The organism is Streptomyces atriruber, from assembly GCF_001418325.1.
In the GTDB taxonomy this organism is placed as follows: domain Bacteria; phylum Actinomycetota; class Actinomycetes; order Streptomycetales; family Streptomycetaceae; genus Streptomyces; species Streptomyces atriruber.
In genome coordinates this window covers 1-14,272 of the sequence record NZ_LIPN01000327.1, presented here as the reverse complement: position 1 = coordinate 14,272, position 14,272 = coordinate 1, and the positions used below count along the sequence as shown (strand labels likewise).

16 protein-coding genes are annotated in these 14,272 nt (G+C 69.6%); 13 read left to right on the top strand and 3 right to left on the bottom strand.

The window, feature by feature from the left end:
* Positions 1-58 precede the first annotated feature (58 nt).
* The 4 genes from AOK03_RS29875 to AOK03_RS29860 all read left to right on the top strand — a co-directional run bounded on the left by AOK03_RS29875 (position 59) and on the right by AOK03_RS29860 (position 1,699).
* On the top strand, positions 59-502 hold the full coding sequence (locus tag AOK03_RS29875; protein ID WP_055568483.1) for a VOC family protein: 444 nt from the start codon (positions 59-61) through the stop codon (positions 500-502).
* A 15-nt stretch (positions 503-517) separates the two neighbouring features.
* Complete coding sequence (locus AOK03_RS29870; protein ID WP_055568481.1) at positions 518-862, top strand: ArsR/SmtB family transcription factor; 345 nt, start codon at positions 518-520, stop codon at positions 860-862.
* Positions 859-1,332, top strand: a complete 474-nt coding sequence (locus tag AOK03_RS29865) for an SRPBCC family protein (RefSeq protein ID WP_055568480.1) — start codon at positions 859-861, stop codon at positions 1,330-1,332. Before AOK03_RS29870 ends, AOK03_RS29865 begins: the two co-directional genes overlap by 4 nt.
* Positions 1,333-1,459: 127 nt before the next feature.
* The gene (locus AOK03_RS29860) at positions 1,460-1,699 is read left to right on the top strand and encodes a DUF397 domain-containing protein (RefSeq protein WP_208609624.1); all 240 of its coding nucleotides are present in this window, start codon (positions 1,460-1,462) and stop codon (positions 1,697-1,699) included.
* Between the two features lie 53 nt (positions 1,700-1,752).
* Here AOK03_RS29860 and AOK03_RS29855 read toward each other — a convergent pair whose 3' ends face one another.
* Entirely contained in the window at positions 1,753-2,241 is a 489-nt protein-coding gene (locus AOK03_RS29855; RefSeq protein ID WP_055568479.1) for an ATP-binding protein, read from the bottom strand.
* Between the two features lie 302 nt (positions 2,242-2,543).
* On the opposite strand from AOK03_RS29855, the gene AOK03_RS29850 reads away from it, so the two are divergent.
* The 8 genes from AOK03_RS29850 (at position 2,544) to AOK03_RS29815 (ending at position 9,913) form a co-directional block, all read left to right on the top strand.
* Positions 2,544-3,407 carry a helix-turn-helix domain-containing protein gene (locus tag AOK03_RS29850; protein ID WP_055568478.1) on the top strand — a complete coding sequence of 288 codons (864 nt, stop codon included), beginning with the start codon at positions 2,544-2,546 and terminating at the stop codon, positions 3,405-3,407.
* Between the two features lie 77 nt (positions 3,408-3,484).
* Entirely contained in the window at positions 3,485-4,942 is a 1,458-nt protein-coding gene (locus tag AOK03_RS29845) for an aldehyde dehydrogenase family protein (protein ID WP_055568477.1), read from the top strand.
* A 126-nt stretch (positions 4,943-5,068) separates the two neighbouring features.
* Positions 5,069-5,614 (top strand): DinB family protein, encoded by a 546-nt coding sequence (locus AOK03_RS29840; RefSeq protein ID WP_055568476.1) that lies wholly within the window; start codon positions 5,069-5,071, stop codon positions 5,612-5,614.
* 76 nt (positions 5,615-5,690) lie between these two features.
* On the top strand, positions 5,691-6,332 hold the full coding sequence (locus AOK03_RS29835; protein WP_055568475.1) for a PadR family transcriptional regulator: 642 nt from the start codon (positions 5,691-5,693) through the stop codon (positions 6,330-6,332).
* Positions 6,333-6,472: 140 nt separating this feature from the next.
* Positions 6,473-7,420: an ATP-binding cassette domain-containing protein gene (locus AOK03_RS29830; RefSeq protein ID WP_055568474.1), complete on the top strand. Its 948-nt coding sequence runs from the start codon at positions 6,473-6,475 to the stop codon at positions 7,418-7,420.
* Between the two features lie 8 nt (positions 7,421-7,428).
* Entirely contained in the window at positions 7,429-8,208 is a 780-nt protein-coding gene (locus tag AOK03_RS29825) for an ABC transporter permease (protein WP_055568473.1), read from the top strand.
* 100 nt (positions 8,209-8,308) lie between these two features.
* On the top strand, positions 8,309-9,067 hold the full coding sequence (locus tag AOK03_RS29820) for a MerR family transcriptional regulator (RefSeq protein WP_055568472.1): 759 nt from the start codon (positions 8,309-8,311) through the stop codon (positions 9,065-9,067).
* A gap of 147 nt (positions 9,068-9,214) precedes the next feature.
* Entirely contained in the window at positions 9,215-9,913 is a 699-nt protein-coding gene (locus AOK03_RS29815; RefSeq protein ID WP_055568471.1) for a DedA family protein, read from the top strand.
* 57 nt (positions 9,914-9,970) lie between these two features.
* Here the strand turns inward: AOK03_RS29815 and AOK03_RS29810 are convergent, their stop codons facing one another.
* Both AOK03_RS29810 and AOK03_RS29805 read right to left on the bottom strand, forming a co-directional pair.
* The gene (locus AOK03_RS29810; RefSeq protein ID WP_055568470.1) at positions 9,971-11,644 is read right to left on the bottom strand and encodes a threonine/serine exporter family protein; all 1,674 of its coding nucleotides are present in this window, start codon (positions 11,642-11,644) and stop codon (positions 9,971-9,973) included.
* A gap of 120 nt (positions 11,645-11,764) precedes the next feature.
* Complete coding sequence (locus tag AOK03_RS29805) at positions 11,765-12,256, bottom strand: inorganic diphosphatase (RefSeq protein WP_055568469.1); 492 nt, start codon at positions 12,254-12,256, stop codon at positions 11,765-11,767.
* 124 nt (positions 12,257-12,380) lie between these two features.
* On the opposite strand from AOK03_RS29805, the gene dacB reads away from it, so the two are divergent.
* Positions 12,381-13,877 carry a D-alanyl-D-alanine carboxypeptidase/D-alanyl-D-alanine endopeptidase gene (dacB, locus tag AOK03_RS29800; protein ID WP_425264425.1) on the top strand — a complete coding sequence of 499 codons (1,497 nt, stop codon included), beginning with the start codon at positions 12,381-12,383 and terminating at the stop codon, positions 13,875-13,877.
* The last annotated feature ends 395 nt before the right edge of the window (positions 13,878-14,272 follow it).

Genomic DNA, 14,272 nt, shown 5'->3' with positions numbered 1-14,272 from the left:
TAGGTAGGACTTTCCCTACGTTTGACACGTAGGGAAAGTCCTACCTATCGTGGTGCTCATGAACATCACCCACACCTCCTTCCTCACCGTCCCCGTCTCCGACCAGGACGCCGCCCTCCGCTTCTACCGCGACGTGCTCGGCTTCGAGGTCACCGCCGACCTCCGGATGCCCCCGGGCCGCTGGCTCCAGGTGGCCCCGCGCGGGGCCCAGACCGTCTTCACGCTCTCCGGCCCCGGCATGGGCGGTTTCGTTCCCGGTGGCGCGCAGGGGATCATGCTGATCACGACCGACGTCGACGCGGACTGCGCGCGGCTCGCCGCGGCGGGCGTCGAGGTGAGCGGTCCGGACGAGCTGCCCTGGGGCAGGATGGCCGCCTTCCGCGACCCCGACGGCAACGGCTGGATGCTGCTGACCGAAGCGGCGGAAGACGCGGCGGACACCAGGGGTGCCAACGGCGCCAACGGCACCAAGGCCGCCGCGGACACCGAGGACACCGAGTAGGAAGGCCCCACGGCCATGGTCACGACCGGCGAACGCGAGGACCGGCTCTTCGCCGCGCTCGCCAACGGAACCCGGCGCGAGGTCCTGCGCCTCCTGCGCGACGAGGGCCCGCAGCCGGTCCAGGCGCTCGCCGACCACTTCGACATGCGCAGGCCCAGCCTCTCGGAGCACCTCAAGGTCCTCCGGGAGGCCGGTCTCGTCGCGGAGGAGCGGTCCGGGCGGCAGCGGATCTACCGCCTGGAGGCCGTGCCGCTCGCCGAGGTGCAGGACTGGCTCAGCCCGTACGAGCGGTTCTGGCGCGACAGGCTGACGGGCCTCGGCGCCGTTCTCGACCGGATGCCCGACGATGATCAGTCATGACGACCGCACCAGAAGGCCTCGGAGAGCCTGATCCGACGACGATCCGCGTCGACCAGTTCTTCCCGCACCCGCCCGCGAAGGTCTGGCGCGCGCTGACCGAGCCCGAGCTCCTCGCCCAGTGGCAGATGCCCGGCAGCGAGGACTTCCGGCTCGAAGTGGGGCACCGGTACGTGATGACCTCCGTGCCGCGCCCCAACACGAACTTTTCCGGCACCGTTCACGTGCAGGTTCTCGCCTACGAGGCCGAACGGACGCTCAGCGTCCGCTGGATGGATCCGGATCCGGCCAACTTCGCCGACTGGACCATTACGTGGACCCTGGAACACGAAGGGCGCGGAACGCGTCTCTTCCTAGTGCACGAGGGATTCGATCCGGACGATCCGGCGCAGCTGATGGCGCGGAAGATCATGGACGGGGGCTGGCGTTCGCACGTCATGCGGGCTTTGGAGCAGGTGCTGACAAGTCTGTAACCAAGAGAACACCGCGCGTGCACGTGCATCTGCCCATGCATCTGCATGTGAACACAGCTATGATCCGGGACAGTTGACCACTGCATCTAGAGCCACTCACGGCACCGCACCACCCGGGGAGCGATCTGTGCACCACGCGATGAACGGCATGGCGGCCACGGAGCTTCACGGTGTGGTCTGGCAGAAGAGCAGGCACAGCAACTCGCAGGGTTCGTGCGTGGAGTTCGCGAAACTGCCGGGCGGCGACGTCGCCGTGCGCAACTCGCGGTTCCCGGACGGCCCGGCGCTCGTCTACACGCGCGCCGAGATCGAAGCGATGCTGCTGGGGATGAAGGACGGGGAGTTCGACCACCTGATAGGCGGCTGATCCGAGGTCGGTTCAGCCGCCCGGCCCGACCGGGGCCGGATCAGTCACTCGGCTCAGCCGAGGCGGAACAGCGCCCAGACCACCTTGCCGCGCAGCGCGCCGGCGAGCGGATGCCAGCCCCAGCTGTCGCTGAACGAGTCCACGAGGAACAGGCCCCGTCCCGACTCGGCGGAGAAGTCGTCGTCGGTGTCGCGCGCGACCGGGCTCTCGTCGCTGGGGTCCCGCACCGCGCACACCAGCCGGGTCGCCCAGTGCATCAGGTGCAGCCGCACGGGCGGCTCCTGATGGTCGCGCGGGGTGTCGGCGGGGAGCGCGTGGCGCAGCGCGTTGGTGACGAGCTCGGAGACCACCAGCGCGATGTCGTCGAACTTCTCTTCCAGGTCCCACTGGCCCAGCGTCTTGCGGGTGAACTGGCGTGCGCTGCCGACGGCTTCGTAGCGGGCGGGGAGGGCGACGGAGGCTGCGTCCGAGACGGCGGACGGGTCGATGGGAGGTAGCCCCTGCCTTAACGGCTCGAGCATGGTCGATCCATTCGTCCCCATGCGAGGCACTCCCCGGTTTCGCGGTACGTAGCGATGGAGCGGTGGCGCGGTCGGTCGCCGATGGTGCGGTCGGTACAGCGTGGCGCGCGGACCATGGTTCCGAATGCGTACAGCAGATGCAAGGGCAGATGCACGTGCACGCGCCGGACTTGGTGGATCCCGTGCCACTTCTTGCCCATTTCTTCCCACGACTTCTTCTGAAGAGCTTTCGGACCCTTTCTGTTTCTGTAACCGGACGTGTACGGCCCGGAGCGTTTAATGGCAGACTGCTGGCTTCCAGTCGATCGGGAGGATTGAGCGAAGTGACCGCAGGGGAGTCGAGCGGCTCGGTGGTACGGCGCATCCTGCTGGGCTCGCAGCTGAGGCGGCTCAGGGAATCCCGCGGCATCACCCGCGAAGCGGCCGGGTACTCCATCCGTGCCTCCGAATCGAAGATCAGCCGCATGGAGTTGGGACGGGTGAGCTTCAAGTCCAGGGACGTCGAGGACCTTCTGACGCTCTACGGCGTCACCGACGAGGCCGAGCGCGGCGCGCTCCTCTCACTCGCCAAGGAAGCCAACCTCACCGGCTGGTGGCACAGTTACTCGGACGTCCTGCCCGGCTGGTTCCAGACATACATCGGCCTCGAAGGCGCGGCCTCGCTCATCCGTGTCTACGAAGTCCAGTTCGTCAACGGCCTGTTGCAGACCGAGGCGTACGCGCACGCGGTCGTCGCCCGCGGCATGAAGGGCGCGAGCAAGGCCGAGATCGACCGCCGCGTCTCCCTGCGCCTCGAACGCCAGAAGCTCCTCACCTCCGAGCATGCGCCCCGCTTCCACTGCGTGCTGGACGAGGCTTCGCTCCGAAGGCCGTACGGCGACCGCGAAGTGATGAGGGGTCAGATCCAGCACCTCATCGAGATCTCCGAGCGCCCGAACGTCACCCTCCAGGTGATGCCGTTCAGCTTCGGCGGGCACGCGGGGGAGAGCGGCGCCTTCACCATGCTGAGCTTCCCGGAGTCCGACCTCTCCGACGTCGTGTACGTGGAACAGCTCACCGGCGCCCTCTATCTCGACAAGGCGGAGGAAGTCGCCCAGTACGAGCGCGTGGTGGCGCAGCTGCAGAAGGACAGCCCCGATCCGGTGGGCAGCCGGGATCTTCTCCGTGGTCTGCTCCAACTCACCTGAAACATAAGTACTATGACGTGAGATCAGGTGTCTGCTTCCGTTTGCGGCCGTCTGCTGCCGCGGCAAGGGGTCCGCTCATGTCCTTCTTCACCGACCTGGCCCATCAGTACATCGACGGGGAGTGGAAGGCCGGGTCGGGCTCCTGGGACATCATCGACTTCAATCCGTACGACGGAGAGAAGCTGGCGTCCATCACGGTCGCCACCGCGGACGAGGTCGACCAGGCCTATCGCGCCGCCGAGCGCGCGCAGAAGGACTGGGCGGAGACGAATCCGTACACCCGGCGTGCCGTCTTCGAGCGTGCCCTGCGGATCATCGAGGACCGCGAGGAAGAGATCACCGAGGCGATCATCGCCGAGCTGGGCGGCACCCGGCTCAAGGCGGCCTTCGAGATCCACCTCACCAAGGAGTTCCTGCGCGAGGCCGTCCACTTCGCACTGCGCCCCGAGGGCCGTGTCCTGCCCTCGCCGGAGGACGGCAAGGAGAACCGCCTCTACCGCCTCCCGGTCGGCGTCGTGGGCGTCATCAGCCCCTTCAACTTCCCGCTGTTCCTCTCCACCAAGACCGTCGCCCCGGCGCTCGCCCTCGGCAACGCCGTGGTGCTCAAGCCGCACCAGAACGCCCCGGTGATGGGCGGCAGCCTGCTCGCGAAGGTCTTCGAGGACGCGGGCCTCCCGGCCGGTCTGCTCAACGTCGTGATCACGGACATAGCCGAGATAGGCGACGCCCTCATAGAGCACCCCGTGCCGAGCGTCATCTCGTTCACCGGCTCGGACCGCGTGGGCCGCCACGTCGCCACGGTCTGCGCCTCGCACTTCAAGCGCTCGATCCTGGAGATGGGCGGCAACAGCGCGCTGATCGTCCTCGACGACGCCGACATCGACTACGCCGTGGACGCGGCGGTCTTCAGCCGTTTCGTGCATCAGGGCCAGGTCTGCATGGCCGCCAACCGCATCCTCGTGGACCGTGCCGTGCAGGCGGAGTTCACCGAGAAGTTCGTCGCCAAGGTCGCGGGCCTGAAGGTCGGCGACCCGGCCGACCCTGCCACCCACATCGGCCCGCTCATCAACTCCTCGCAGGCGGACGCCGTCACGGCCGTCGTCGAGCAGGCCGTCGCCTCCGGCGCGAAGGCCCTGCTGCGCGGGAGCACCCAGGGCAACGTGGTCGCCCCCACGATCCTCACGGACTTCCCGCACGACTCCCCGATCCTGGGCCAGGAGATCTTCGGCCCCGTCGCCCTGCTGCTGCCCTTCGACGGCGAGGACGAGGCGGTCCGCATCGCCAACGACACTCCGTACGGCCTGAGCGGCGCCGTGCACACCGCCGACACGGAGCGCGGCGTCCGGATCGCCAAGCGCGTCAGGACCGGCATGATCCACGTGAACGACGGCACCGTGCACGACGAGGCGATCGTGCCGTTCGGCGGCGAGAAGAACTCCGGCGTGGGACGGCTGAACGGCGAGTCCACGGTGGACGCCTTCACCACCCAGAAGTGGATCTCGGTCCAGCACGGCAGGTCGCGCTTCCCCTTCTGACCCTTCTGACCCTTCAGAGAATTTCCACGGAGCCTTGCGGACAGAAACTGACCGCAAGGCTCCGTAGCGTCTGTGGTGTCGGAAAGCCCGGCGCACCGAAGACGCATCGAAGAAGAGGCGGACACCATGGTCACCCACGTCAGCTCGGAAGCCCACGGAGACGAGCGCGGCGCCCTGATCGCCTTTGTGGAGGCTCAGCGGGGCGGCATCCGCCGTTCGGTCATCGGCCTGACCGACGAGCAGGCGAAGGCCCGCCCGAGCGCCAGCGAGCTGACCCTCGGCGGCCTCGTGAAGCACGTCGCCGAGATGGAGCTCAACTGGCTGCGCATGGCCCAGCAGAAGCCCAACGAGAAGGTCCGCACGCAGGAGACCTGGGGCGACGGCTTCCGTCTCGTGGCGGACGAGACGCTCGCCGGGACGCTGGCGTTCTGGGACGAGGTCGCCCGTGAGACCGAGGAGTTCATCCGCGGGGTGCCGAGCCTGGACGACACGTTCCCGCTGCCCGAGGCGCCGTGGTTCCCCAAGGACGGCGTCGTGTCGATGCGCTGGCTGATGCTGCACCTGGTCGAGGAGATCGGGCGGCACGCGGGCCATGCGGACATCGTCCGCGAGTCCCTGGACGGAAAGACGGCCTTCGAGCTCGTGGCGCTCGAGCAAACTGGTGGCGCTTGAGCGGGGCTACCCTAGTCAAAGTTGATGACCGGGGGCGGATGGACAGGTCCGGGGGCTGAGGGAAAGGGCGCGGTACATGTCGGCGATCCGGTTGCTGGTTCTGGGGGCCGTGCGCCAGCACGGCCGCGCTCACGGCTATCAGGTCCGCAACGACCTGGAGTACTGGGGCGCCCACGAGTGGTCCAACGCCAAGCCCGGGTCGATCTACCACGCCCTGAAGCAGCTGGCGAAGCAAGGGCTGCTGCGCGCGCACGAGATCGCCCCGTCGACGGCCGGCGGCCCGCCGCGCACGGAGTACGAGATGACGGAGCAGGGCACGGAGCAGTACCTCGCCCTGCTCCGCGAGTCCCTGACGATGTACGACCAGCGGCCCGACATCCTCACGGCGGCGCTCGGCCTCATGGTGGACCTGCCGCGCGAGGAGGTCGTGGGCCTGCTCAAGGAGCGGGTGCGGCGCATCGAGGAGTGGCGTACCTCCGTCACCGAGTACTACACGCCCGAGGACGGCCCCGAACAGCTGGGCCACATCGGCGAGATCATGAACTACTGGGTGCACTCCGCCGACACGGGTGCGGACTGGACCCGGAGCCTCATCGCGCGCGTCGAAGGTGGCGCGTACACCTTCGCGGGCGAGGGCGACCCCTTCGTGGGCGTGCTCGCCGACGGCGAGGAGAACCCGTTTGCGACGGGGGCCCGGCATGCGGAGGGCGACCGCTGATCGTGGCGGACGGCGGACGGCGGACGGCGGTCGCTGAGCACGCGGAGCAGCGCCACCGCTAATCAAGTTTGACGAATGAGTTGCCCTCGGTTACTTTCCTCGCCTAGTCAAGTTTGACTACAAGATCAGAAGGGAGCCGGATGACGGACGTGATCGTCGTCGAGGGCGCGCACAAGACGTACGGACAGAAGAAGGCACCGAAGAAGGCGCTGAACGGCCTCGACCTGAGGGTGGAGCGCGGCACGGTCCACGGAGTGCTCGGGCCGAACGGCGCGGGCAAGACCACGGCGGTGCGGATGCTCGCCACCCTCCTGCGGCCCGACGAGGGCCGTGTGGAGGTCGCGGGGCACGACGTGCGGCGCAGGCCCGACGAGGTGCGCAGGCGCATCGGGCTGCTCGGCCAGCACGCCGCGGTGGACGAGGAGCTGAGCGGCCGGCAGAACCTGGACATGTTCGGGCGGCTCCACCACCTGGGCGCCCGCCACGCGCGCGTGCGGGCCGACGAGCTCCTGGAGAGGTTCGGTCTGGCGGAGACCGGGCGCAAGGCGGTCAAGCAGTACAGCGGCGGCATGCGGCGCCGTCTGGACCTCGCGGCCTCCCTGGTCACCGACCCGGAGGTGCTCTTCCTGGACGAGCCCACCACGGGCCTCGACCCGCGCGGCCGCGCGGAGGTGTGGGACTCGGTGCGCTCGTTGGTCGGCGGCGGCACCACCGTGCTCCTGACCACGCAGTACCTGGAGGAGGCCGACCAGCTGGCCGACCGCATGTCGGTGATCGACGGCGGGCGCGTCGTCGCGGAGGGCACGGCGGACGACCTCAAGGCGAAGCTGGGCGGCGACCGGATCGACGTGGTGGTGCGGGACGCGGCCCAGCTCGCCGAGGCGGCCGCGCTGCTGCCCACGGGCGCCACGGTGGACGCGGACCGCCGCCTGGCCTCCGCGCCCGTCACGGACCGCATGGAGGCCCTCACGGGCGTCGTGCGGGCCCTGCGGGACGCCGGCATCGACGCGGAGGACGTGGCGCTGCGCAGGCCCACGCTGGACGAGGTTTTCCTGACCCTGACGGAACGTACGAAGGACACCGTGTGAGTACGCCGATGAGCTGGGCCGTGACCGACTCCTGGACCATGACGCGGCGCGAGCTCGCCCACTGGGCGCGGCAGCCGGTGCAGGTGCTGGTGGGCCTCGTCTTCCCGGTGATGCTGCTGCTGATGTTCGCCTACCTGATCGGCGGCGGGAAGGGCATCGCGGGGGAGTACGCCGAGTTCCTCGTGCCCGGCATGTTCGCGCTGACCATGGTCTTCGGGCTCGACGCGACGATGGTGGCGGTCACCCAGGACCTCAACAAGGGGGTGATCGACCGGTTCCGGTCCATGCCGATGACCAGCGGTGCGGTGCTGGTGGGGCGCTCGATCGCCGACATGCTCCAGTCGTTCGTCTCGCTGCTGGTCATGATGGGCGTCGGGCTCGCGATCGGCTGGCGCTGGCACGGCTCGTTCGGGGCGGTCCTCGGAGCCGTCGGGCTGCTGATGATGCTGCGCTTCGCGATGCTGTGGCTCGGCATCCACCTGGCGATGATCGCGGGCAGGCCGGAGCTGGTGGCGACCGTGCAGATCCTGGTCTGGCCGGTCGGCTTCCTCTCCAACGCCTTCACGGTTCCGGAGAACATGCCGGGCTGGCTGGGCACCCTGGTCGAGTGGAACCCGCTGTCGGCGACGGCCACGGCCGTCCGTGACCTGTTCGGCAACGACCCCGGAGTGGTCGGCACGTCCTGGGCCGCCGAACACGCGGGGCTCCTCGCGGTGCTCTGGCCCGTGGTGCTCGTGGGGGTATTCCTGCCGTTGGCGGTCCGGAGGTTCACGGCGCTGAGCCGGTAGCGGCGGGCGGCGTCGGCACCCTCCCGGCCGGCGGACTTGCACCTCACGCGACGTGAGGACACAGGCTGGTCCGCGTACCGAGAGAAGAAGGGCGGAAGCCATGAGCTACTCCGTGGGGCAGGTCGCCGACTTCGCCGGAGTGACGGTGCGCACGCTGCACCACTACGACGAGATCGGCCTGCTCGTGCCCGGCGAGCGCAGCCACGCGGGGCACCGGCGCTACAGCGACGACGACCTCGACCGGATGCAGCAGATCCTGTTCTACCGAGAGCTCGGCTTCCCCCTCGACGAGGTGGCGGCCCTCCTGGACGACCCGGAAACGGACCCGCGGGACCACCTGCGCCGCCAGCACGCGCTGCTGACCGCGCGGATCCACAGGCTCCAGGAGATGGCCGCCGCCGTCGAGACCGCCATGGAGGCGAAGAAGATGGGCATCAACCTCACGCCCGAGGAGAAGTTCGAGGTCTTCGGGGACCACGACCCCGACCAGTACGCGGAGGAGGTCGAGCAGCGCTGGGGCGGCACGGACGCCTACCGCGAGTCGCAGCGCAAGCAGGCCTCGTACACGAAGGACGACTGGAAGCGGATCAACGACGAGTTCGACGCGGTCCACGCGCGCGTGGCCGAACTGCTCGGCCGGGGCGTTCCCGCCGACTCCGAGGAGGCCATGGCCGCCGCGGAGGAGCACCGCCGCTTCATCACGGCGAACCACTACGAGTGCTCGTACGAGATGCATACCTGTCTCGGCGAGATGTACGTCGACGACGAGCGGTTCACGGCCTTCTACGAGGCCATCGGGCCCGGCCTGGCGGTGTACCTGCGGGACGCGATCCTCGCGAACGCGGCACGCAACGGGTGAGGCGCGTGCGGCCCGGCTTTGTCCCAGTTGTCGCACAGTGCGCCGGGAGAAGGGCACTGGAACCAGGCCGGGCCGCCTCGCGTTGATAAATTTGGGCGGCTGCACCTGCCGCTGCCCCGCCCCCTCACCCCTCAGGAGCCCGGAACCGTGACGACGCTTGCGCTCGGACCAAGCTGGCTGGATCCGGATTACCTGCTCAACCAGTTCGGTCTCTGGGGCCTGCTGGTGATCGTCTTCGCCGAGTCGGGCCTGCTCATCGGCTTCTTCCTGCCGGGTGACTCGCTGCTGTTCACCACCGGCCTGCTGATCACCACGAACAAGCTGGACACCCCGCTGTGGCTGGCCTGCGTGCTGATCTGTCTCGCCGCGATCCTCGGTGACCAGGCGGGCTATCTCTTCGGCAAGAAGGTCGGGCCCTCGCTCTTCAACCGCCCGGACTCCAAGCTCTTCAAGCAGGAGAACGTGGTCAAGGCCCACGACTTCTTCGAGAAGTACGGCCCGAAGTCCCTGGTCCTGGCCCGGTTCGTGCCGATCGTGCGCACCTTCACGCCGATCATCGCCGGCGTCTCCGGCATGCGGTACCGCTCGTTCATCACGTTCAACATCATCGGCGGCGTCATGTGGGGCGCGGGCGTCACGCTGCTCGGCGCCTGGCTCGGCAACATCGAGTTCGTGCACAAGAACATCGAGGCGATCCTCATCCTGATCGTCCTCATCTCGGTGGTGCCGATCGCCATCGAGTTCCTGCGGGCGCGCAGCAAGTCCAAGAAGGCCGCGTCCGACGAGGGCGCGGGCGCCCCGGGCACGCCCCCGGCGCAGCAGCGCGGCCGCCACGCCAAGCGCTGACGCACGGCCGCCCGGCCAAGCGCTGACACGCGGCCGTCCGGAAGCCGCTGCAAGCCGTTAGAAGCCGCGCGTCCGCTTGGCCGCGCGGCGGTTCGCCGCCGAGGTCGCGCCCGGCACCTTCAGGATCAGCCGGGATACCTCGCTCCCCAGGTTCACGCCGATCGCGATGGCCAGGGCCGTCGCGACGGCCTTGGTGAGCGAGTTCATGCCCGTGTTCAGGTCGTTCTGCGCCAGGGCGAGCAGCCCGAAGTACGTCGCGCTACCGGGCAGCAGAGGGCCGATCGCCGCCGTCACGTACGGCAGTGAGGACGCGAACCGGTACCGCGAGAAGAGCTGCCCGAACAGCCCCACCAGACCGGCCGCGATGGCCGTCGCGGCGACCGGCGAGAGCTCCAGCGGCGTCTGCGCCAGCGCACCGAACATCACCCAGGCGATTCCGCCGTTGAGGGTCACCATCAGCACGGTGTTACGTTCCTGCTGGAGCAGGATCGCGAAGGCCAGGCTCAGCGCCATCGACGCCAGGATCTGGATGACCGGCCGCGACGACGTCACGCCGAACTTCGTCTCCGGGGTCAGGTTCGTCGCGTCGAGCATGACGCCGAGCGACAGCACGAGCAGCACACCGCAGACGATGCCCACGATGAGGTACATGACCTCGAGGAGACGTGCGGCCGCGGTGATGTAGTAGCCGGTGAGACCGTCCTGCACGCCCGCCACCAGGGCCCGCCCCGGGATCAGCGCGAAGAGCCCACCGGTGATGACCGCCGAGGCCATGGACGCCTCGGTGTGCACGAAGCTGAGCGCCACACCCATCAGGGCGGGCGGCATCGCGGCGCCCACGAACTGGTAGAACTCCGGCAGCCCGCGCCCCGCGCAGAGCCACGCGAGCCGGTCGCCGAGCATCGCGCCCACCGCGGCCACCAGGAAGACCAGGGCGCCACCGCCCACCAGCACGGACGCGGAGCCCGCGAGCAGGCCGCTGGCCGCCGTGAGGGCCCAGCCGGGGTAGGGGTGACGGTTACGCCGAATGCCCGCCAGCCGACGGTAGGCCTCCTCCAGGGAGACCTCGACCTCCGGGTCGCTGATGTCGTCCACCAGGTGGAATACCGCCGCCAGACGCGTGTAGTCGGTGCCGCGCCGGCGTACCGTCCGGGAGGCCGTGACGGGGTCGTCCACCAGGGAGGGCTGGTGCGAGATCGACAGGAGCGTGAACGTCACGTTCGGCTCGCAGCGGTCGAGGCCGTAGGAGCGGCAGACGGCGAACATCGCCGCCTCCACGTCCTCGGCGCCCTCACCGCCCGCGAGCAGCAGCTCGCCGATACGCAGCGTCAGGTCGAGCACGCGCGGCACCGCCGGCCCGGTCTCGTCCTCGTCCTTCTGCGCCGCCTCCGGAGCGGGCCGCTCGGCGACCGGCATGCGCAGCATCGTGCGCATCTGGTCCTGCCAGGGCACCTCCTTGGTGAGCTTCACCAGGGGTATGCCCTGCGCGGGCGTGAAGGCCTGCGGGGCGTTGCGGGAGCTGTAGGTGTGCGGCGTGGTGAACGCCGACTTCTCGGTCTCCTGGGTCGTCGAGGACGGCGTCGCGAAGCCCGTGGGGAGGGCGAACTCGGATGTCGTCTGCGACTCGTCCTCAGGGGTCGACGGCTGCGCCACGACGCCGCTGGGCTGCACGAACGCGCTGCGGGCCTCGTCCGACTGTGGCTTGCGGTCCTCGGCCTCCTGCTCGGCCACTGATGCCCTCACTTTTCATACGACACGTACGCACCCTCCGTATGGCCAGTATGGGCACAGATACACGAACGGGCCGCGTGACCCCCCCTGGGGTCGCGCGGCCCGCCCGGGGCGAGTGGCTCAGTGGCCGCCCTCGTCCTTGAAGCGCTTGTAGGAACGCTCGATCTCGGCCTCGGCGTCCGTGCGGCCGACCCAGTCGGCACCCTCGACGGACTTGCCGGGCTCCAGGTCCTTGTAGACCTCGAAGAAGTGCTGGATCTCCAGGCGGTCGAACTCGGAGACGTGGTGGATGTCGCGCAGGTGCTCCACGCGCGGGTCGGAGGCCGGGACGCAGAGCAGCTTGTCGTCGCCGCCCGCCTCGTCGGTCATCCGGAACATGCCGATCGCGCGGCACTTGATGAGGCAGCCCGGGAAGGTCGGCTCGTCCAGGATGACCAGGGCGTCCAGCGGGTCACCGTCCTCGCCGAGGGTGTTCTCGACGAAGCCGTAGTCCGCGGGGTAGCTGGTCGACGTGAAGAGGCGACGGTCCAAACGGATCCGGCCGGTCTCGTGGTCCACCTCGTACTTGTTCCGCGAACCCTTCGGAATCTCGATGGTGACGTCGAACTCCACGGGTGGCTCCTCCATGATCAGCACATACTTCGGGTGATTAAGTGTCCCTCACGCAGATGTGTGATCGCGAAAGGGGCTGGTCGTCGTGCCGGAGCTCAAGCCTTGGCAGCGGCCTCGACAGCTTTTGAGACAGCTGACAAAGCCTTCCGCCACCAAGCTCTCCGGGTTCTCCGGGAAGCTCACGACCTGGCAGCTCACAGCTGGTTCCGCCGCCTTCGGCCTGGTCATCGCGGCCGGGGCGGTGGCCGCGGCCGGCCCTTGGGACTCCTCCGGCCAGCGTACGGCCGAGCGGGACCGGGCCGCTTCCCAGGAGGCCTGGGGTGGCGCAGATCACGCTGGTCGTACGCCGGGCAGGGCGCCCGAAGCCGCCCCGAGCGCCCCTTCCGTGCTCGCCGGTCTCGGCGCGCCCGCGGGGGTGGCGCCCGCGCCGACGGACAGCGCCCTCGCGGAGGTGCTCGATCCGCTTCTGAAGGACCCGGCGCTCGGCCCGGAGCGCTCGGCCGTCGTGCTCGACGCGGCCTCCGGCAAGCAGATCTACGGCAAGGGCGGGGGCGAGGGCCTGACGCCCGCGTCGACGATCAAGATCGCCACGGCGGTCGCGACGCTGTCCGCGGTGGGCCCCGACCACCGCATCGCCACGAAGACGGTGATCGAACCCGACTCCTCCGACGTCGTCCTGGTCGGCGGCGGCGACCCCACGCTCACCGCCCGCAAGGACGGCCGCTACACCGACACCGCGGCGAGCCTGCGCACGCTCGCCGAGGACACGGCGCGCTCCCTGAAGAGCCGCGACATCGACGAGGTCAAGCTCTCGTACGACACGTCGCTGTACTCCGGACCCGCGCAGCACCCGATCGGCCCCAACGAGAACATCACGCCGGTCAGCGCCCTGATGGCCGACGAGGGCCGCCTGGACGACTCCTCCAGCGGGCCCGCCCCGCGCTCGGGGGACCCGGCGGGCGAGGCGGCGAAGAAGTTCGCGGGCTTCTTGGCGGACGAGGGCATCAAGACCAAGCCCTCGAAGTCCGCCCCCACCCCCTCCAAGGCCTCGGACCGCGCCGAGTCCCTCGCGAAGGTCGAGTCGCCGCCGCTCTCGGCCCTGGTCGAGCGGATGCTGACGCACAGCGACAACGACATCGCCGAGGCGCTCGCCCGACAGGCGGCCGTCGCCGCGAAGGAGCCGGTGAGCTTCGACGGCGCGGGCAAGGCGGTGCGCGCCGCGCTGGACAAGCAGGGCCTCCCGCTCTCCGGGGCGAAGTTCGCCGACGGCAGCGGACTGGACCGGGCCGACCGCATCTCCGCGGAGCTGCTCGCCGCGCTCCTGGACCACGCGGCGGACCCGGGCCGCCCCGAACTGCGCTCCGTCGTGACGGGCCTGCCCGTGGCGGGCTTCACCGGCACGCTGGTCGACCGCTACCCCAAGGACTCGCCGGGCACGGGCGTGGTCCGCGCCAAGACCGGCACCCTGACGGGCGTGAACAGCCTCGCGGGAACGGTGGTGGACGCGGACGGCCGCCTCCTGCTCTTCGCCTTCATGACAACAGGAACAACGGACCCCCAGTCGGCCCAGAAGGCCTTGGACCACATGGCCTCGACAGTGGCGAACTGCGGCTGCCGCTGACCCACCACGCCCCAGGACCCGCAGCCCCCAAACCGGCCGACGCCAGGGATCCGCCGCCCCGGGGCGCCGAGCCGAAATCGGCTGACGCCAGGGATCTGCCGCCAGGACCCGCAGCCCTCGAACCGGCCGACGCCAGGGATCTGCCGCCGCGGGGCGCCGAGCCGAAATCGGCTGACGCCAGGTCTGCGCCGCCAGGGGCGCCGAGCCCAAATCGGCTGACGCCAGGGATTCGCCGCCAGGACCCGCAGCCCTCGAACCGGCCGACGCCAGGGATCTGCCGCCCCGGGGCGCCGAGCGCAAACCGGCTGGCGCCAGGGATCTGCCGCCAGGACCCGCAGCCCTCGAACCGGCCGACGCCAGGGATCTGCCGCCCCGGGGCGCCGAGCCCAAATCGG